The organism is Pikeienuella sp. (assembly GCF_046290545.1).
Lineage (GTDB): Bacteria > Pseudomonadota > Alphaproteobacteria > Rhodobacterales > Rhodobacteraceae > Pikeienuella.
Map to the genome: position 1 here is coordinate 12,537 of NZ_JBKAGV010000014.1, position 17,067 is coordinate 29,603.

General features: G+C 68.9%; 24 protein-coding genes. 19 read left to right on the forward strand and 5 right to left on the reverse strand.

Annotated features, from left to right (window positions below):
• Positions 1-316: 316 nt before the first annotated feature.
• Genes ACE37J_RS11580 through ACE37J_RS11655 form a run of 16 tightly spaced genes read left to right on the forward strand, consistent with a single transcriptional unit; the run spans position 317 to position 9,790 of the window.
• Entirely contained in the window at positions 317-1,768 is a 1,452-nt protein-coding gene (locus ACE37J_RS11580; protein ID WP_409711407.1) for a multicopper oxidase family protein, read from the forward strand.
• A gap of 10 nt (positions 1,769-1,778) precedes the next feature.
• Complete coding sequence (locus ACE37J_RS11585; protein ID WP_409711408.1) at positions 1,779-2,717, forward strand: WD40/YVTN/BNR-like repeat-containing protein; 939 nt, start codon at positions 1,779-1,781, stop codon at positions 2,715-2,717.
• 11 nt (positions 2,718-2,728) lie between these two features.
• Positions 2,729-3,148, forward strand: a complete 420-nt coding sequence (locus ACE37J_RS11590; protein WP_409711409.1) for a DUF411 domain-containing protein — start codon at positions 2,729-2,731, stop codon at positions 3,146-3,148.
• Positions 3,141-3,677 (forward strand): hypothetical protein, encoded by a 537-nt coding sequence (locus tag ACE37J_RS11595; protein ID WP_409711410.1) that lies wholly within the window; start codon positions 3,141-3,143, stop codon positions 3,675-3,677. Before ACE37J_RS11590 ends, ACE37J_RS11595 begins: the two co-directional genes overlap by 8 nt.
• Positions 3,677-3,817: a hypothetical protein gene (locus tag ACE37J_RS11600; protein WP_409711411.1), complete on the forward strand. Its 141-nt coding sequence runs from the start codon at positions 3,677-3,679 to the stop codon at positions 3,815-3,817. Before ACE37J_RS11595 ends, ACE37J_RS11600 begins: the two co-directional genes overlap by 1 nt.
• On the forward strand, positions 3,814-4,296 hold the full coding sequence (locus tag ACE37J_RS11605; protein WP_409711412.1) for a c-type cytochrome: 483 nt from the start codon (positions 3,814-3,816) through the stop codon (positions 4,294-4,296). Before ACE37J_RS11600 ends, ACE37J_RS11605 begins: the two co-directional genes overlap by 4 nt.
• A gap of 50 nt (positions 4,297-4,346) precedes the next feature.
• On the forward strand, positions 4,347-4,871 hold the full coding sequence (locus tag ACE37J_RS11610) for a DsbE family thiol:disulfide interchange protein (RefSeq protein WP_409711788.1): 525 nt from the start codon (positions 4,347-4,349) through the stop codon (positions 4,869-4,871).
• Complete coding sequence (locus ACE37J_RS11615) at positions 4,868-5,389, forward strand: TlpA family protein disulfide reductase (RefSeq protein ID WP_409711413.1); 522 nt, start codon at positions 4,868-4,870, stop codon at positions 5,387-5,389. The genes ACE37J_RS11610 and ACE37J_RS11615 overlap by 4 nt, the downstream gene beginning before the upstream one ends.
• A 2-nt stretch (positions 5,390-5,391) precedes the next feature.
• Complete coding sequence (locus tag ACE37J_RS11620; RefSeq protein ID WP_409711414.1) at positions 5,392-5,667, forward strand: hypothetical protein; 276 nt, start codon at positions 5,392-5,394, stop codon at positions 5,665-5,667.
• Positions 5,668-5,698: 31 nt separating this feature from the next.
• Positions 5,699-5,992 carry a hypothetical protein gene (locus tag ACE37J_RS11625; RefSeq protein WP_409711415.1) on the forward strand — a complete coding sequence of 98 codons (294 nt, stop codon included), beginning with the start codon at positions 5,699-5,701 and terminating at the stop codon, positions 5,990-5,992.
• A gap of 59 nt (positions 5,993-6,051) precedes the next feature.
• Entirely contained in the window at positions 6,052-6,696 is a 645-nt protein-coding gene (locus ACE37J_RS11630; RefSeq protein ID WP_409711416.1) for an SCO family protein, read from the forward strand.
• A 3-nt stretch (positions 6,697-6,699) separates the two neighbouring features.
• Positions 6,700-7,143, forward strand: coding sequence for a copper chaperone PCu(A)C (locus ACE37J_RS11635; RefSeq protein WP_409711417.1), 444 nt, complete (start codon positions 6,700-6,702; stop codon positions 7,141-7,143).
• The gene (locus ACE37J_RS11640) at positions 7,140-7,754 is read left to right on the forward strand and encodes a cytochrome-c oxidase (RefSeq protein ID WP_409711418.1); all 615 of its coding nucleotides are present in this window, start codon (positions 7,140-7,142) and stop codon (positions 7,752-7,754) included. The genes ACE37J_RS11635 and ACE37J_RS11640 overlap by 4 nt, the downstream gene beginning before the upstream one ends.
• Entirely contained in the window at positions 7,751-8,251 is a 501-nt protein-coding gene (locus tag ACE37J_RS11645) for a hypothetical protein (RefSeq protein ID WP_409711419.1), read from the forward strand. Before ACE37J_RS11640 ends, ACE37J_RS11645 begins: the two co-directional genes overlap by 4 nt.
• The gene (locus ACE37J_RS11650) at positions 8,244-8,972 is read left to right on the forward strand and encodes a cytochrome c biogenesis CcdA family protein (RefSeq protein WP_409711420.1); all 729 of its coding nucleotides are present in this window, start codon (positions 8,244-8,246) and stop codon (positions 8,970-8,972) included. The genes ACE37J_RS11645 and ACE37J_RS11650 overlap by 8 nt, the downstream gene beginning before the upstream one ends.
• On the forward strand, positions 8,969-9,790 hold the full coding sequence (locus ACE37J_RS11655) for a DsbA family protein (protein ID WP_409711421.1): 822 nt from the start codon (positions 8,969-8,971) through the stop codon (positions 9,788-9,790). The genes ACE37J_RS11650 and ACE37J_RS11655 overlap by 4 nt, the downstream gene beginning before the upstream one ends.
• 290 nt (positions 9,791-10,080) lie before the next feature.
• Here the strand turns inward: ACE37J_RS11655 and ACE37J_RS11660 are convergent, their stop codons facing one another.
• The 3 genes from ACE37J_RS11660 to ACE37J_RS11670 all read right to left on the reverse strand — a co-directional run bounded on the left by ACE37J_RS11660 (position 10,081) and on the right by ACE37J_RS11670 (position 11,777).
• Entirely contained in the window at positions 10,081-10,293 is a 213-nt protein-coding gene (locus ACE37J_RS11660) for a hypothetical protein (RefSeq protein ID WP_409711422.1), read from the reverse strand.
• A gap of 26 nt (positions 10,294-10,319) precedes the next feature.
• On the reverse strand, positions 10,320-10,682 hold the full coding sequence (locus ACE37J_RS11665; RefSeq protein WP_409711423.1) for a hypothetical protein: 363 nt from the start codon (positions 10,680-10,682) through the stop codon (positions 10,320-10,322).
• A gap of 138 nt (positions 10,683-10,820) precedes the next feature.
• A complete protein-coding gene (locus ACE37J_RS11670) occupies positions 10,821-11,777 on the reverse strand; it encodes an AraC family transcriptional regulator (RefSeq protein WP_409711424.1) in 957 nt (318 codons plus the stop codon).
• Between the two features lie 214 nt (positions 11,778-11,991).
• On the opposite strand from ACE37J_RS11670, the gene ACE37J_RS11675 reads away from it, so the two are divergent.
• The 3 genes from ACE37J_RS11675 to ACE37J_RS11685 all read left to right on the forward strand — a co-directional run bounded on the left by ACE37J_RS11675 (position 11,992) and on the right by ACE37J_RS11685 (position 13,784).
• Positions 11,992-12,474 (forward strand): YHS domain-containing (seleno)protein, encoded by a 483-nt coding sequence (locus ACE37J_RS11675; protein WP_409711425.1) that lies wholly within the window; start codon positions 11,992-11,994, stop codon positions 12,472-12,474.
• Between the two features lie 78 nt (positions 12,475-12,552).
• Positions 12,553-13,254 (forward strand): glutathione S-transferase family protein, encoded by a 702-nt coding sequence (locus ACE37J_RS11680; protein ID WP_409711426.1) that lies wholly within the window; start codon positions 12,553-12,555, stop codon positions 13,252-13,254.
• Between the two features lie 68 nt (positions 13,255-13,322).
• Complete coding sequence (locus tag ACE37J_RS11685; protein WP_409711789.1) at positions 13,323-13,784, forward strand: hypothetical protein; 462 nt, start codon at positions 13,323-13,325, stop codon at positions 13,782-13,784.
• Positions 13,785-14,114: 330 nt separating this feature from the next.
• Here the strand turns inward: ACE37J_RS11685 and cueR are convergent, their stop codons facing one another.
• Together cueR and ACE37J_RS11695 are read right to left on the reverse strand one after the other, a co-directional pair.
• A complete protein-coding gene (gene cueR / locus ACE37J_RS11690; protein WP_409711427.1) occupies positions 14,115-14,546 on the reverse strand; it encodes a Cu(I)-responsive transcriptional regulator in 432 nt (143 codons plus the stop codon).
• The gene (locus tag ACE37J_RS11695; RefSeq protein ID WP_409711428.1) at positions 14,543-17,023 is read right to left on the reverse strand and encodes a heavy metal translocating P-type ATPase; all 2,481 of its coding nucleotides are present in this window, start codon (positions 17,021-17,023) and stop codon (positions 14,543-14,545) included. The genes cueR and ACE37J_RS11695 overlap by 4 nt, the downstream gene beginning before the upstream one ends.
• Positions 17,024-17,067 lie beyond the last annotated feature (44 nt).

Here is a 17,067-nt window from a genome sequence, read left to right on the forward strand (position 1 = left end):
GGCAGCGACGCGAACGCAAGTTGCGATCTGGTTTGCACGTCGCCTGCGTTCGCAGTCCTGAAGGCGGCGTGTGTATCGCAAGTCATGCCGCAGTTGCTGCGTCGGGACCGGCCTCTCGGCATGCTGCTCCCACGCGGGCTAAGAGCGCCTCCGGACCCTTTCCCTCCCCGAATCCTCATCTGATCCGACGGCCGGACGCCCGCAAGGGCGCGCTTGCGACCGTCTCCGCGTCTCTGCGCGTCTAACCGACGCCTCGAGACGCAATGCTCATGCGCCGTGCGCGCGCTCGACGGCATGCATCAGATGAGACAAACACATGAGATCGAAATTCACACCGGCGCTGTCGCGCCGAGGCTTTCTGGTGGGCAGTGCTGCGGCGGGCGCCGCGCTTTCCCTCCACCCCGCCCGGGCCGATAGCCTAGACGCATTCACTCTGCGCGCCGCGCCGGGTCGGGCGAGGCTGGTCCCCGAACCCTGGGGCGCGAGCGACGTCTGGTGCTATGGCGGCGCCGTGCCCGGCCCCGAGATCCGGGTGCGGCAGGGCGCGCGTCTTCGTATCGAGGTCGAGAACGCGTTGGCCGAGGAAACCACCGTGCACTGGCACGGGCTGCGGGTGCCCAACGGCATGGACGGTGTGCCGCATCTGACGCAGGCGCCCATCGCACCGGGCGAAGCTTTCGCCTACGCGTTCGACGCGGTCGATGCCGGGACGTTCTGGTATCATCCGCACCAGCGCAGCTTCGAGCAGGTGGGCCGCGGGCTCTACGGCGCGCTGATCGTCGAGGAAGAGACCCCGCCGCGCGCAGACCGCGAACTAGCCTGGGTGCTCGACGACTGGCGACTGACGCAGGACGCCGCCATCGCGGCCGATTTCGGCGGGTTCCACGACATGAGCCATGCCGGGCGGCTCGGCAATACGGTGACGATCAACGGTCGCATCCCCGACGCCGTGCCGGTGCGGACAGGCGAGCGGATCCGGTTGCGCCTGATCAACGCCGCCAATGCCCGCATCTTCGCTCTGGATTTCGGCGATCTCGCGCCGCAGGTGATCGCGCTCGACGGCCAACCGGTCACGCCGCACGCGACGCCCGGAGGGCGGGTGGTCCTCGGTCCGGCCATGCGCGCCGACCTGATGCTCGACGTGACCGTCGGGCCGGGCGAAACGATCTCCGTCATCGACCGGTTCTTCGCGCAGGACCCCTATGCTCTCGTCGATCTGGCCGTGGCGGAGACGCCGCTGCGCGACGCGCCGCCCGATTGGTCCATGGCGCTGGCCCCGAACCCGCTGTCCGAACCCGACCTCGCGCGCGCCCGGCGTCACGAGGTGACCTTCACCGGCGGCATGATGGGCGGGATGGTCGAACGCCAGATGGGCCTTTCCGGTGGAAGCGGCATTGGGGGCATGATGGGCGGCGGCATGATGAACCGGATGCACGATGGCGGCATCTGGTTCGTCAATGGCGTGGCGGCTGAAGGTCATATCCTCGACCCGATGCTGACGCTGGCGCGCGATGCGTCCCACGTCATCGCCATGACCAACGCCACAGCTTTTCACCATCCGATCCATCTGCACGGCCATTCCTTCCGTGTGATCAGCCGCAACGGGACGCCAACGCCCCATCGAGAATGGCAGGACACGGTGCTGATGGCTCCGCGCGAACGTGTCGAGATCGCCTTCGTCGCCGACAATCCGGGCGACTGGATGTTCCACTGCCACATCCTCGAGCACCAAGCGAGCGGGATGATGGGCGTGATCCGTGTGGCCTGAGGGGAAAGCGATGATGAACGTGCACTCAGTGACCGGATCGCCGCTCGGACGGCGCCACGTGCTCGCCATGCTGGGCGGTGTGGCCCTTTCCGGGCTGTCTCCAGCGCGGTGGGCGCAGGCTGGGGGCGCTGCAGCCTCCACACTGGCCTTCGACGGCGATGCGCTCGTCGTCGCGGGCGCGCAGGTGTGGCGGCACGACCTGTCGGGCGGCGTCTCTGCGACCTTGGCCACGCCACGCGCCCATATCCGGGCGCTCGCCAGTCACCCCGCGCGGGCCGGGCGGCTGTTCGCGGCGTTGGACGGCGGCGGGCTCGACCGGTCCGACGATGGCGGCGGGACATGGCGCGCTGCATCGGGAGGCCTGCCGCAGGCGCAGGTAGCTGCGCTCGCCATCGCGGCGGGCACCCCGGACACGCTCTATGCCGCCGTGGCGGGCGACGGGCTATGGCGCAGTGAAGATGCAGGGGAATACTGGTCCTTCGTGATGGACCGCCCCTGGATCGCTGAGGCCGAGCGCGAGGTGCTGACGCTCGCCTCTGTCAATCTCGCCTCAGGCATGGGCGGCATCTGGATCTACGCCGGCACCGAGCGCGGCCTGACCCGCGTGCCCGACTGCTTCTGCCGCTGGCAGGACATGGTGGCGGGCGACGCAATGGATGCGCTGGTCGCGGGCGCGCCGCCCGCGCCCGAGGCCCCGCTGCCCGAGGGCGAGCCCGTGCTGGCCCTCGCCTCGGCAATGGCTGCCCCGGAACGACTTGTCGCCGCGCTGCCCTCGGGCCTTTGGGCGTCCGCCGATGGCGGGGTGACCTGGTCGCGGAGATCGGGCCACGTCGCGACCGCGCTCGCCGTTCACCCGACAGAGCCATCCCGGATCGCCGCCGCCACCTCGGACGGCGTGATCCTCAGCCATGACGGCGGGGCCTCGTGGGCCGCGCTCCCCACCACATGAAAGGACATCACATGAAACGTCTCGCCCTGGCCGGTTTCCTGGCCCTCGCCACCCCGGCGCTCGCCGCCGAGCCGGTCACCATCTGGCGCAGCCCCGGCTGCGGCTGCTGCGACGCCTACGCGGAATACCTGCGGGCCGAAGGCTTCGAGGTCACCGTGATCGACGATCATGACTTCGTCGACCGCTCCGTCGCCGCGGGCGTGCCCGAGCAGGGTGTGGGCTGCCATCTCGCCATGATCGACGGCTATCTCGTCAGCGGCCTCGTTCCCGTCGAGATCATCGAGCGTCTGCTCGAGGAACGCCCCGACATCACCGGCATCACGCTGCCGGGCATGCCCGCCAACGCCCCCGGCATGGCGCCCGCGAAAACGGGCACCCTGCGCACCTATGCCTTTGGGCCCAACGGAGTGGAGGTCTACGCCGATGAATGACACCGCAATCAACCCGTCGACGACCCTGGGCGCCGCCATCGCGGGCGCCGTCCGGGCGCTGTTCACGGTGCCCGGCCTCGTCACCATGGCTCTGGCGGGCGCCTGCGCCACCGTCGCCTTCGACTTCTTCGGCCAGAGCCTCAGCCCGATGCTGGGCTTCGCCAATCTTGCGCCGGTTCCGCTCGCCAACAACGTGATCCAGACGCTGTTCGGCGCACCCTATCGGCCGGGGGCGGAATTCCTGCACTACTTCGCGGGGATGGTCGCCTATCCGCTGGGCTGGATGGTGCTCGCGCGGCCCATCGCGCGCACGCTCGCGCCGGGGCTTGGCTGGGCGGTCCCCGCCGTCCTCTACGGCGTCCTGCTCTGGATCTTTGCGCTCTACGTCGTGGCGCATCTCGTCGCCGGCAATCCCGCCTTCCTCGGCTTCACCGGCATCACCTGGGTCGCGCTCGTCGGCCATGTCCTTTTCGCGCTTGTCGCCGCGTGGGTGGTGGCCTGGCGCGACAGTACCGGGGCGGCAGGCTGATGGGCGACTGCATGAGCCAGATGATGGGCGGGCCGATGATGGGCATGATGCTGGGCGGCGGACTTGTCCTGCTGCTGCTGATCGCAGTGCTGATTCTCGCGGTGGCGGCGCTGATCAAGTATCTGCGGAGGCCCGCATGAAGCGCCGGGGCTCCTTCACAGCAGCCGCTTTTGTGGCGGCGATCGGTGCGGCAGGCTGGATCGCGGCGGCTCAACAAGCGCCGGACGCCGAGAGCCTGACCTTCCTCGGCGAGCCGGTCACCGCGGCGCAGCTTGCGCTTGGGCAGGAGGTCTACGCCGCCAAATGCGCCTCCTGCCACGGGGCGAACCTGGAAGGCCAGCCCGACTGGCGCAGGCGAAACGAGAACGGCCGGATGCCTGCGCCGCCGCACGATGCGAGCGGCCATACCTGGCACCATGCCGACCGCCCGTTGTTCACGATCACCAGGCTCGGTGTGAGCGCGATCGTGCCCGGCTACGAGAGCGACATGCCCGCCTTCGAGGGCATCCTGTCCGATGACGAGATCGCCGCGGTTCTGGCCTTCATCAAGAGCACCTGGCCTGAGCGCGAGCGCGGATTCCAGGCCGAAGTGACGGCGAATGACGAGGGCGGCTCATGAACGACGAGGCCCGTCATGTCGCTCGCCCCGTCGCTGGACGGCTGATAGCGATGGCCCCCCTCGGGATCGCGGCGCTGCTCGGCGCGGCCTTCTACTGGGGGCTCTGGAACAAGGACGACCGGCTGCCCTCGACGCTGATCGGTCGATCCGTGCCGGAATTCGCCCTGCCGCCGATCGAAGGGCGCGACGACGGTCTTTCGTCGGATGACCTGCGCGGCGTGGTTTCCATCGTGAACGTCTGGGCCTCCTGGTGCGTGCCCTGCCGTGTGGAGATGCCCCTGCTGGTCGAACTGGCCGAGACCGGGACGGTTCCGATCCACGGGATCAACTACAAGGACGCTCCCGACGCGGCGCTCGGGTTTCTCGCCGAACTCGGCGACCCCTATACCCGGATCGGGGCCGACCGGAACGGACGCGCCTCCATCGATTGGGGCGTGTACGGCTTGCCCGAGACCTTTGTGATCGATGCCTCGGGACGGATAGCCTACAAACATGTCGGGCCGTTCGACCGCCGCGTGCTCGAGGAAGAGATCCTGCCCGTCGTCCGCCGGTTACAGGCGGAGGACGGATCATGAGGCGGCGCGACCTGCTGGCCGGTGCGCTGGCGCTTGCCGCCACACCCGCTGCCGCACGACCCTTGATGCGGCTACACGAGACCCCGCGCGAGATGCTCTCGCCGCCCTTCGTTGATGGCGACGGGCGGGACCTGACGCTGGCGGATTTCCGGGGCCGCGTGGTGTTGCTCAACGTGTGGGCCACCTGGTGTGCGCCATGCCGCGAGGAGATGCCGACGCTCGACCGTCTGCAGGCGCAGCTTGGCGGTGACGATTTCCACGTCCTGCCCCTCTCTATCGACCGTGCGGGGCTGGGGCCGGTGCGGCGCTTCTATGACGAGATCGGCATCCGACATCTGGGCCAGTACCTCGCCGAGGATATCCGCGCGATGCTCGCCTTCGCCGTCATCGGACTGCCCACGACCCTGCTGATCGACCGGCAGGGGCGCGAACGCGGCCGCCTGACGGGCCCCGCCGAATGGGACAGCGCGGCGGCGATCGCACAATTCCAGACCATCATCGCCGAAAGGAACAGATGACCATGCCTGACACATCCTTTGACCAAGGCGCCACCCGACCCGGGGGCTTCTCCATTCCCTTCGGACGCCGCGGCCTCATCCTCGGCGCTATGGCGCTGATCGGCGCGGGGCTGTGGCTCAACTGGGGCTGGGTGGCCGCGATCGGCGCTGCCCCCCTGATCCTCGCCGTCGCCCCCTGCGCCGTCATGTGCGGGCTGGGGCTCTGCATGATGGGCGGCTCGAAATCCTGTGCCGCCCCGACACGTTCGGACGCCGGTCCGGAAACCGCGAGGGACTGATCCTCGCCCCACCACCAGAAGGAGCAATCCGATGAAGACGATGCAGACATACGCGATGGCCGCCGTTCTGAGCCTCGGCCTCGCCACATCCGCCGCCCTGGCGCAGGGCGACTCCCCGGCCATGCCCGAGGGACAGATGCAGGGCATGATGGGCGGCGACATGCAGGGCATGATGGGCATGATGCAGATGATGCAGGCCATGGGTCCGATGATGGCCGCCTGCACCGAGATGATGCAGCAGATGGCGCATCATCAGCCCGGCCATCCCGACGCTGCGACGCCTCCTGCCGGGCAGGACGCAACGCCCGCGCCTCAGGGCGGCTGACATCGAAACGCCCGGGCCGCACCCGCCGCCCGGGCGGCTACCCCGAAGGACCCGATCCAATGAACTCCCCTTCCAACTCCGATGGCTTGCGACGCATTCGGCGCCTGCTCTGGGCGGCCGTTGCCGGATCCGCCCTGGCTTTCGGCGGCGCCGTTCTCTGGCGCGCCTTCACCCCACCCGACCTGCCCGCGCCCCGTGTGACCGGCGAGGCCGCGATCGTCAACGCCTATACCCTGACCGATCATACCGGCCAGACGGTGACGGCGGACAGCTTCGACGGCCAGTGGCAGCTGGTGTTCTTCGGTTTCACCCATTGCCCGGATATCTGCCCGACAACGCTGGCATACTTGGCGCAATCGATGGATGCGCTCGGCCCCGACGCCGCGCAGGTGACGCCGATCTTCATCACGGTGGATCCGGCTCGCGACACGCCGGATGTCATGACCGCCTATGTCGAGGCCTTCCATCCCCGCTTGGTCGGCCTAACCGGGACCGAGGCGCAAGTCGACGAGGCGGTGGCGAATTTCCGCGCCTATGCCGAACGCCTAGAAGATGAAACCGACGCGGACGGCTATATGGTGAGCCATTCCGGCATCATCTATCTGATGCGCCCCAACGGCGCTTTCGAGGCGGCCTTTCGGGAATATGACCAGACCGTGCACCAGTTCGCAGCGACACTGTCCTGGCTGATCGAGAAGGGGTAAGCCATGCGCCTGCTATCGTTCCTGTTCTGCGGCCTTGCGCTGCTTTCGACCGAGGTCACGGCAGATGTTTCAGTCAGCGACCCCTGGGCGCGGTCCAGCATTCTCGCTTCCCGCCCGGGGGCGGCCTACCTCACTCTGCGCAGCGATGCGGACGACCGACTGCTGTCCGCGACGACGCCGGTTGCGGATCACGTGATGATCCACGCCTCCGAGACAGATGCGGATTCGGTCACGCGCATGATCCATCTCGACGCGCTCGATCTGGGGGCGGGACAGACGGTTCGGTTTTCTCCCGGCGGGATGCATCTGATGTTGATGGGGCTCGCGGGCAGGCTCGACGAAAGCGCCTCGTTTCCGCTGACCCTGACCTTCGAGCGCGCGGGAGCGATCACCGTTGAAGTCCCCGTGCTCGGCGTGGCGGCGACCGGGCCGGAGGGGGAGCCATGAGGCTGCCTGCGCTCCTTGCCCTGCTGCTCCTCGCGGGCGCCGCACCGGCCGCCGCGCACCATCCCGGCGACCGTCTCGACGAGGTGATGGCGGCGAAGGAACCTGCCTTCGAGCCCACGGACTCACGCCGCATGCCGCCGCTGGCGCTCACCGGGGCGGATGGCGCCAGCCAGGATCTGTCAGGGCTTGCCGACCGGATCGTCGTGCTCAGCTTCCGGCCCGATGGGTGCGGCGCGCCCTGTACGGATCAGCAGACGCTTCTGCAGGAGGTTCGCGATGCGGTGAACGTCACGCCGATGCGCGAGATGGACCAGTTCCTGGCCGTTGGCGGTGACGCAGCGCCCGATCCTGACGGGGAGGCCGGGAACTGGCGGTCAGTCATGCCCTCTGACGAAACGGTGGAGGCAGCCGCCGCGGCCTTCGCGGCGCTCTCCGCTCGCGGGGCGGATGCTCCCATGGTCCATGTCATCGACCGGGGCGGGCGTCATGCCGGCATTTTCCATGGAGCAGCGTTCGGGCGCATCAACCTGGTGCTCTACATCAACGGTCTGACCAACGCGCCGCCGCCCGAACCCGGACTGCTGGACCGACTGTTCGGGGCGTTCCGATGACAGCGGGGCTGGAGACCGGCGCGGCGCCGGGACGGGACTGGCTCGATGCGCTGCGTCGCTACTTCGTCTTCGCCGCCATTGCGCACCTGGCCTGGGAATTCGCGCACCTGCCGCTCTACACGATCTGGCTCACCGGGACCCCGGGCGAACTCGTCTTTGCGGCGGTCCACTGCACGGGCGGCGACATACTGATCACGCTCAGCACGATCATGCTGTCGCTCTGCGTGTTCGGCAGCGCGTATTGGCCGCGCATTCGCGGGCGCCGCGTGCTTGGGGGCGCGGTGATCTCCGGCGTCGCCTACACGATCTTCAGCGAGTGGCTGAACATCGAGCTGCGCGAGGCCTGGGCCTATCGCGAGATGATGCCGGTGATCCCGGTGATCGACGCCGGGCTGAGCCCGACCCTGCAATGGATCGTCATCCCGGTCGTCGGCTACTGCTGGGCCACCGGTGCCCGGCCGTGGCGGCGCGAACCTGTGGAGGTCGCGCATGGCTGACCTGTCGCTTCTCGGGATGACTGCGGCTCTGCTGGCTGGGGCGATCTCCTTCGCATCGCCCTGCGTCCTGCCGCTGGTGCCGGGCTATGTGTCCTACATCGCCGGAAGGACGGCGACAGGCGGCGTGGCGTCCGGCCGGGCACAGACGCTTTGGCTCAGCTTCTGCTTCGTCCTCGGCTTCTCGACCATATTCATGATCCTCGGCGCGTCCGCGACGGCCCTCGGACAAGCGCTGCTGCAGTGGCGCTACGAACTCAATCTCGTCGGCGGCGGCATCGTGATCCTGTTTGGGCTCTTCATGATCGGTGCGGCGCGGATCGGCGCCATGCAGCGGGATCTGCGCTTCCATCTCGACATTCCCGGCGGCAGGCCCGCCGCGTCCTACGTACTGGGGCTCGCCTTCGGTTTCGGCTGGACGCCGTGTATCGGCCCCATACTTGGCGCGATCCTGACCGCCAGCGCGGCGAGCGCAACGGTCGGCCAGGGCGTCGCGCTGCTCGCGATCTACTCCGCCGGTCTGGGCGTGCCGTTCCTGATCGTGGCGGGTTTCACCGACAGGCTCGCCGGCCGATTGCGGGGCGTGGGGCGGATCGGGCGCCGGCTGCACCAGGGCGCGGGCGCAGTCATGGTTCTGATGGGAGTGGCGATGATGACAGGCCAACTCAGCGCAATGTCCTACTGGCTTCTGGACGCCTTTCCCGCTCTGGGACGCATCGGATGACCGAGGCCAAGGATGGCGTGCCCGATGCACCGCAACGGGCCGTTGCAAGAAGCGGCCGGCGCGACCTGCTAGTCCTTCTCGCAGCGGGGGTCGGAGCGGTCGCGTTCTTCCGCGGCGCTTCCTGGCTGATCAACCGGGCGACGGACGATCTCGGCTTCATTCCGGTGGACGATCCGCCCGGATTTCGGCGCTTGAGCCTTGTCGGCTCGACAACCGGCGCAATCGATCCCTTCGCCGGGGTCGGTGCGTCCGTTGAGGTTGCCGAGACGGACGACATCATCCCCGAGGTGGATTTCTGCAGCGCTCTTTTCGGCCGGCCAAAGTTCCAGCCCGGAGTCGCGCCCGTCGCATTCTTCTCCGACTACAATTGTCCCAATTGTGAACTTCTTGCAGAGGACCTGAATGCGCTGGAGGCCGAGGCCCGCGGTGGCGTGCACCTCCGCCGCCACGAATGGCCGATCCTCGGCGCGGCGTCGGAAACCTCGGCGCGCGCGGCGATCGCAGCGGGACGGCAGGGAGCGCAGACCGAATTCAACCGCCGACTGCAGCGCACGAGCTTCGCGCCGAGCGAGGCCTACCTGCGGGACGTGGCGCAATCCGCAGGGATCGACGCGGATCGACTGCTTGCGGATATGGCGAGCGACGCCACGACGCGCGAGCTCCGCACGAGCGCAGCCCTCGTCCGACGCTTTGCATTTCCGGGAACGCCGGCACTGGTTGTCGGTCGCACCATTGTGGTCGGCACAATCCGGACGGCGACGCTGGAAGCACTGGTCAGAGCGGAGCAATCCGCAGGCCCCCCGCCGGGGTGTCGGTAGACCGGCAAGCGCGACGAACATGACAAAGAGTGCTCGACGCTAGTTGACCGGCAATATATTGATGTCAATTACTTATTGTAGACATGGATCGATGCCGCTCTCTCCTGACGGCACCGAGATGTGCCGAACTCTTGGTGTCGAAGTTCAAGCTGAAGGAGAGGGTTTCCATGGGAGAAGTTGCCATCATCGGCATTGATCTGGCAAAGATCGTATTCTAGGTTTACGACGCAGCGGGCGGGACTTTCAGCCCGGCGGAGATCGCCGCATGGGCGGCGGCGCAATAATCGCATTCATTCGCCCGGCGACGGCGAGCGTGATCGCGCGTCGAATCCGCCGCCCGCCAGCGTCTCGCTCAGGTCGAGCGTGGCGGCGAGAACCTTCGGCTGGTTGGCGGCGACGCGGTAGAGATTCGGAACCATGCCGACCTTGCCCTTGATGGCGGCGAAGAGCGCGGCGGCCTCGGGAGTGTCGGCGGCGTCGGAGACCTGGGTGATGCGAGCCATGAGAAGAGTCCTTTCGATGAGAGGGGTCAGGCCGAAACCGGCTCGGTTTCGGGTTTGGAGAGTCCGATGACCGTGACGACGGCGGCGCCGTTCAGCCAGTAGTAGGCGGCGTCGAGTCCTTCGAAGCCGAGCGCGAAGGGAAGGATCAGAAACAAGACGCCGACGGCGAGATCGACGGCGAGGTGCAGCCTGTAGGGCAGCACGCGCACCACCCCGAGATGATGGTCGGTGAAGACGGTCAGCGCGAAGGCGGCGAGGCCGATGACGGGCGAGATCGTCAGGGCGAGGGGGTTGGACGAACCAAGCCCGAGCAGGAACGGGAGAGCGACGAGCGCGAGCGCGACCGGATAGTCGAGCCAGGCATGGATGGTCTTGGTGACGAAGCGCATGGCGCAAGGTCCTTTCGATTGAGGAGGCGAGCGGCGGCTGTTGACGCCGACCTCCCCGATTTAGGGACTGGCCTGAGGACGATGAATTTCAGATGGTCCGGGAAACCACGCAGATCGTCCGATCCCTCGGACGATACATCACGCCGCCTCTTGCTCCCCGTAGCCTGAGCGGCGGAAGGCTGCGGGCGAGACGCCGATCTCCTTCTTGAAGACGCGGCTGAACGCCGATTCCGACGCATAGCCCGAAAGCTCCGCCGCCTCGGCGACCGAGAGCCCCCGCGCGACAAGCGCCTCGCGCGCGATCTGCATCCGCCAGGACGTGACATAGGCCATCGGCGTCACGCCCAGCCGCGCCGAGAAGCGCTCGGCGAATCCGGTGCGCGAGAGCCCCGCCTCGCGCGCGAGGCGCGCCACCGTCCAGTCCGTCGTCGGCGACCGGTGAAAGGCCGTGAGCGCGCGGGCAAGATGGGGGTCGGCGAAGCCCGCGACGCCGCTTTCGGACTCTCGGGCGGTCTCGATATGCGCGCGGATCGCCTGGGCGAAGATCGCCTCGGACATCTTGAGCGCGATCAGGTCCCCGCCGAGGCGCGCGCCGCCGGCCTCCGCCCCGATGACCTTGAGCGTCGCCTCGAGCCAGGGCCCCGCCTCCTCGCCATAGCCGCGAAGATGGATGAAGGGCGGCAGGCGGTCGAACAGGAGGTGCCGCGAGCCCTCGGCCAGCGCGAAATGTCCGCAGATGAGCTGCGTGTCGCGCAGGCTTTCGTCTCCGCCCCAGACGAGCGTTCCGTGCCCCGGAAAGCCCGAACGGGAGAGCACGTCGTCGAGCGGCAGCGCGGCGTCCGGCCCGGTATGGCGGCAGGAGAGGACATGAGCGGCCCCGTGCGGGATCACGATCAGGTCGCCCTGCGCCAGGCGAACGGGCTCCGGCTCGCCCTCGACCCGGACAAGCGCCTCGCCCCGATGGGCGAAATGGAACCGCGCAACGTCCCGAAAGGCGGGCACACGCACGCCCCATGGCTCCGTGAAGCTCGTGCGGAAATAGAGCGTTCCGCGGAGGGAGAGGCGGGTGAGAATGTCGCTGAGCAGGTCCAACATGCCGCCACTATGCTCACGAAACTCGGCGGTCGTCCAGCAACACGGACGATTGGGCAGGAAACGCGGACTTCCCGGCATTAACAGGCCGGGTGCTTCAGGGCAAACGGGGCGGGCGTTCGAGGCGGCCGAGCCCGGGACCAGAAGGCCCGGCGGCGCCCTCGGATGCGGAACGGGCCGGCGACGGCTCCCAAACCCTGTCGAAAGGACGATCCAGATGTCTCGGAACCTCACCTTCACCGCCGCCGCCCTGACGGCGCTTCTCGCCTTCGGGCCGGCCATGGCCGCCGACGAGGTCAACGTTGCGCCCGGCCTCACCGCCGCCGGCGCGCCGCTCGCGCTGCACGGCTCCGACCCGGTCGCGCTGCTCGACCAGGGCCGGAACGTCGAGGGCGTCGCGGCCCAGACTGTGGTGCAGGACGGCGTGTCCTACTATTTCGCGTCCGAAGCGAACCGGATGGCGTTCGAGGCGAACCCCGCCCGCTACAAAGTGCAGAACGGCGGCTTCTGCACCTTCGGCGTGTCGGTGGGCAAGAAGTTCGACGGCGACCCGAACTTCGCCGCCGTCGTCGACGACAAGCTCTATGTCTTCCTCAACGAGGAGATCTATCACGCCTTCCGGAAGGACGAGGCCGGCACGATCGCCAAGGCCGCCGAGACCTGGAAGACGATCGAGCACAAGGCGGCGAAGGACCTTTGACGCCATCGACGCGTGGAGCCGGCCCGCGCGGCGATCCGCGCGGGCCGGTTCCGACCCGGAAGCGAAGGAGCTCAAGCCATGGAAGACGCGATCACCCTCGTGAGCCATGCGCTCTGCCCCTATGTCCAGCGCATCGCCATCGCGCTTGCCGAAAAGGGCGTGGCGTGCGACCGAATCGCAGTGGATCTGGCGAACAAGCCGGGCTGGTTCCTGGCGCTCTCGCCGCTCGGGCGGACGCCGGTCCTGAAGGTCGGCGAGGCGGCGCTGTTCGAATCCGCGACGATCCTCGAATTCCTCGAGGACACGTCTCCTCATCCGCTCCACCCTTCCGATCCGGTCGAGCGCGCCCGGCATCGGGCCTGGATCGGATTCGGTTCCGAATGTCTGAACGACATCGCCGGGTTCTACGCCGCGCCGGACGCCGCGGCGCTGGACGCGAAGGCGTCGGCGCTTCACGCCCGCTTCGGCATCGTGGAAAACCAGTTAGGCGCCGGCCCCTGGTTCGCCGGGAGCCGGTTCAGCCTGGTCGATGCGGTCTTCGCGCCGGTGTTCCGCTACTTCGACACCTTCGATCGGCTCGGCGACTTCGGCGACTTCGGCGTCTTTCGCGGTCTCGAACAGGTCAAGTTCTGGCGCCGGTCGCTCGCGACCCGTCCGTCGGTCCGCGCAGCCGACACAGACGATTACAACGACTTACTCGCGGCGTTCCTCCGCCGCCGGGGCGGCGCGCTCTCCCGGATGATGGCGCCCGACAGGATCGCTCCGAGAGGCGCCGCGTGACCGAGGCCGCTCCTGTCCTCCGCTTCGCGCGGCTGACCGAGGTTCCGCTTGTGGAGCTTGCGGCGCACATGTCGGACCCGCGCATGCGCGCGCACATGCCGCTGCTGACCGGCCCCTGGGGCGAGGCCGAAGCCCGAGCCTTCGTCGACGCCAAGGAAGCATGCTGGGCGCGGGACGGTCTCGGTCACTGGGCTTTCCTCGTCGATGGCCGCTATGTCGGTTGGGGCGGGTTTCAGAAGGAAGGCGAGGACTGGGACTTCGGCCTTGTCCTGCGCCCACAGGACTTTGGCCTCGGCCTTTGCATCACACGCGCGGCGCTCGACTTCGCTCGTGGCGACAGCCGAGTTCCGTACGTGACCTTCCTGCTTCCGCCTTCGCGCCGCAGCCTCGGCGCCTTGCGCCGGATGGGCGCCGAGGCTGTAGCTCGCCAGGATCATGCCGGAGCGGTTTTCCTCAAGTACCGTCTCGATACCCCGACGACCGCCATCGCGCGGGTCCGGCCCAAGCTATCCGACCTCCCATGGCGATGATCGATCATCCGAGCCTCCGGGGCGCCGATGTCCCGGCCGCGCGCGCACTCTAAGATCGTGTCGTAGACGTCGTCGGCACACTCTGCCTTGAAGCGGGGAGTACGTCGCCACCATAGGCGGCGAACCGCCGCGGTGGCGCGGTGAATGTCGACCTCCATGGCGAAGGGGGCAGCGCGTCGATCTCTTACGGGTACGGCCGCGCCGTCACCGGCTCGGAGGGCGAGTTGACCGCCGCCTTCGACGGCGAGCACGGCTAGTTCTGGCGCAATCGCACCAGTGCGCCGGTGACGGTTACGCTGCACGCCGCGGCGAATATGCAGAAGTGAAGCGCTACTGACCTCGCGCGTCGGGCGGCGCCCAGGCGCCGTCCGCATCCCCGCCGGTCAGCTCCTCGAGAATCGGACAGTCCGGCCGGTCATCGCCGGCGCAGCGCGCGGACAGATGCTCGAGCGTCGTCGTCATGGCCTCGAGCGCCGCGATCTTCCGGCGGAACTCCGCCGCCCGTTCGGCGGCGAGGCGCTTCACGTCAGCGCTCTTCCTCGACCGGTCGCGCCAGAGGGCGAGGAGCTCGGCGATCTCCGTGACGGGGAAACCGAGGTCGCGGGCGCGGCGGATGAAGCGAAGCTCGTGCGCATCCCGCTCGCCATAGGTGCGGTAGCCGGCGGCTGTGCGGGCGGCGGGGCGGATGAGCCCCGTCTCCTCGTAGTAGCGGATCATCTTCGCCGAGACGCCGGAGGCGCGGGCGGCTTCCCCGATGTTCATGGCCGACCTCCTCCGAGCGGCGCCGCGAAGCGGCGGAGCCGCAGCGCGTTGCCGACGACGAAGACGGAGGAGAGCGCCATCGCGCCCGCCGCAAGCTGCGGCGAGAGGGAGAGGCCGAAGCCGGGCTGAAGCGCCCCGGCGGCGACCGGGATCAGCGCGGCGTTGTAGGCGAAGGCCCAGAAGAGGTTCTGCCGGATGTTGCGGATCGTCGCGCGGCTGAGCGCGATCGCGTTCGGCGCGCCCGAGAGGGAGCCCGACATCAGCACCACGTCCGCCGCTTCGGCCGCCACGTCCGTCCCGCCGCCGACGGCGAGGCCGACATCGGCCTCCGCCAGCGCGGGCGCGTCGTTGATCCCGTCGCCGATGAAGGCGACGCGGCCCTCGACCTTCAGCCGCTTCACCGCATCGACCTTGCCCGCCGGCAGCACTTCCGCGACCACCTCGTCGATCCCGAGCCGCTTCCCGACCGCCTCCGCCGTCCGCCGGTTGTCGCCCGTCACCATCACGACGCGGAGTCCGAGCCGGTGGAGCGCGTCGATCGCCGCCGGGGTCGCCGCCTTGATCGGGTCCGAAACGGCGAGGATCGCGGCGAGCCGGCCGTCGATCGCCGCGTAGAGCGGCGTCTTGCCCTCGCCGCCAAGCCTCTCCGCGCTTTGCGCGAAGGGCGCGACGTCCATGCCGAGCGAGGCCATGAACCGGTCCGCGCCGACCTCGATGCGCCGGCCGTCGACTTCGGCCCGCGCGCCCATGCCGGTCACCGTCTCGAACCACGCCGCGGCGCCGACCGCGAGGCCCTCCGCTTCTGCGGCCCCGACGATCGCGCGGGCGACCGGATGCTCCGACTTCGCCTCCACCGCCGCGGCCAGCGCCAGAACTTCCGCGCGAACGAAGCCCTCCGCCGGCTCCAGATCGGTCAACGCGGGCCGCCCTTCGGTCAGAGTGCCGGTCTTGTCGAGCGCGACGATCTTCGTGTCGCGGAGCAGCTGAAGCGCCTCGCCGCGGCGGAAGAGCACGCCGATCTCCGCGCCCCGGCCGGTCCCGACCATGATCGAGACGGGCGTCGCGAGCCCCATCGCGCAGGGGCAGGCGATGATGAGGACCGCGACCGCGCTGACCAGCGCATGGACCAGCGCCGGTTCCGGGCCGAAGGCCAGCCAGAGGCCGAAGGTGACGACCGCGACCGCGATCACCACCGGCACGAACCACATAGTGATCCGGTCCACCATCGCCTGTATCGGCAGCTTGGCTCCCTGCGCCGCTTCCACCATGCGAACGATTTGGGCCAGCATCGTGTCGGCCCCGACCGCCGCCGCGCGGAAGGCGAAGGCTCCCGCTCCGTTGACCGTGCCGCCGGTCACGGGCGCGCCGGGGCCTTTCCCGACCGGGACGGGCTCGCCGGTGAGCATCGACTCGTCCACGAAGCTCGCGCCCTCGACGATTTCACCGTCGACCGGCACGCGCTCGCCGGGGCGCATCTCCACCAGATCGCCCTTCCGGACGGACTCGAGCGGAACCTCGACCGTCCGCCCATCCCGCCGCACGCGGGCCGTCGCCGGGCGGAGACCGATCAGCTTGCGGATCGCCTCAGAGGTCCGGCCCCGCGCCTTCGCCTCCAGCCAGCGGCCCATCAGGATCAACGTGACGATGACGGCGGCCGCCTCGAAATAGACATGGCGCGCGCCTTCCGGCAGAAGCTCCGCCAGGAAGGTCGCCACGGTCGAATAAAGGAACGCAGCCCCGGCGCCGAGCGCGACGAGGCTGTTCATGTCCGGCGCGCCCTTCGCGAGGGCGGGAAGCCCCAGCGCGAAGAACCGCCGGCCCGGCCCGGCGAGAACGAGGGTCGCGAGCCCGAACTGGACCGCCCAGTTCTGCGTCTGCCCGATCGTCGTCGCGATCCAGTGATGCACCGCCGGAATGAGGTGCGCGCCCATCTCGAGCGCGAAGAGCGGCAGGGTCAGGATCGCGGCGAGCGCAAAGTCTCGCCGGAGTTCGGACGCCTCCGCCTCCTTCCGCGCCTCGACGCCGCTATCGCCAGCATGGTCCTTCCCGAGAAGGCGCGCGTCATAGCCCGCCGCGGCGATTGTGGCGACGAGCGCGGCCGGATCGGCCGAGCCTTCCACGTCCGCCCGTTCGGTTGCGAGATTGACCCGCGCGGCCGTCACGCCCGGAACCGCGGCGAGCGCACGCTCCACCCGCCCGACGCAGGAGGCGCAGGTCATTCCCTCAATCGAGAGCGCGACTGGCTCCGAGGGAACGGAATAGCCCGCTTGCTCCACCACCGCGACAAGCGCCGCGCGCGAAGCCGTAGCCGTGACGCGGACATCGGCGCGCTCGGCCGCGAGGTTGACGGCGGCCTCCACCACGCCCGGCGCGGCCTTCAGCGCGCGCTCCACGCGGCCGACGCAGGAGGCGCAGGTCATCCCCTCGATGGGGAACGAGATGGTTTCGAATGCGCCGGTTCTGGCGGGGGCGTTCATGGCGGGTTCCTTCACGATCTCATGTTCGCTCTTCAACCTGGGGT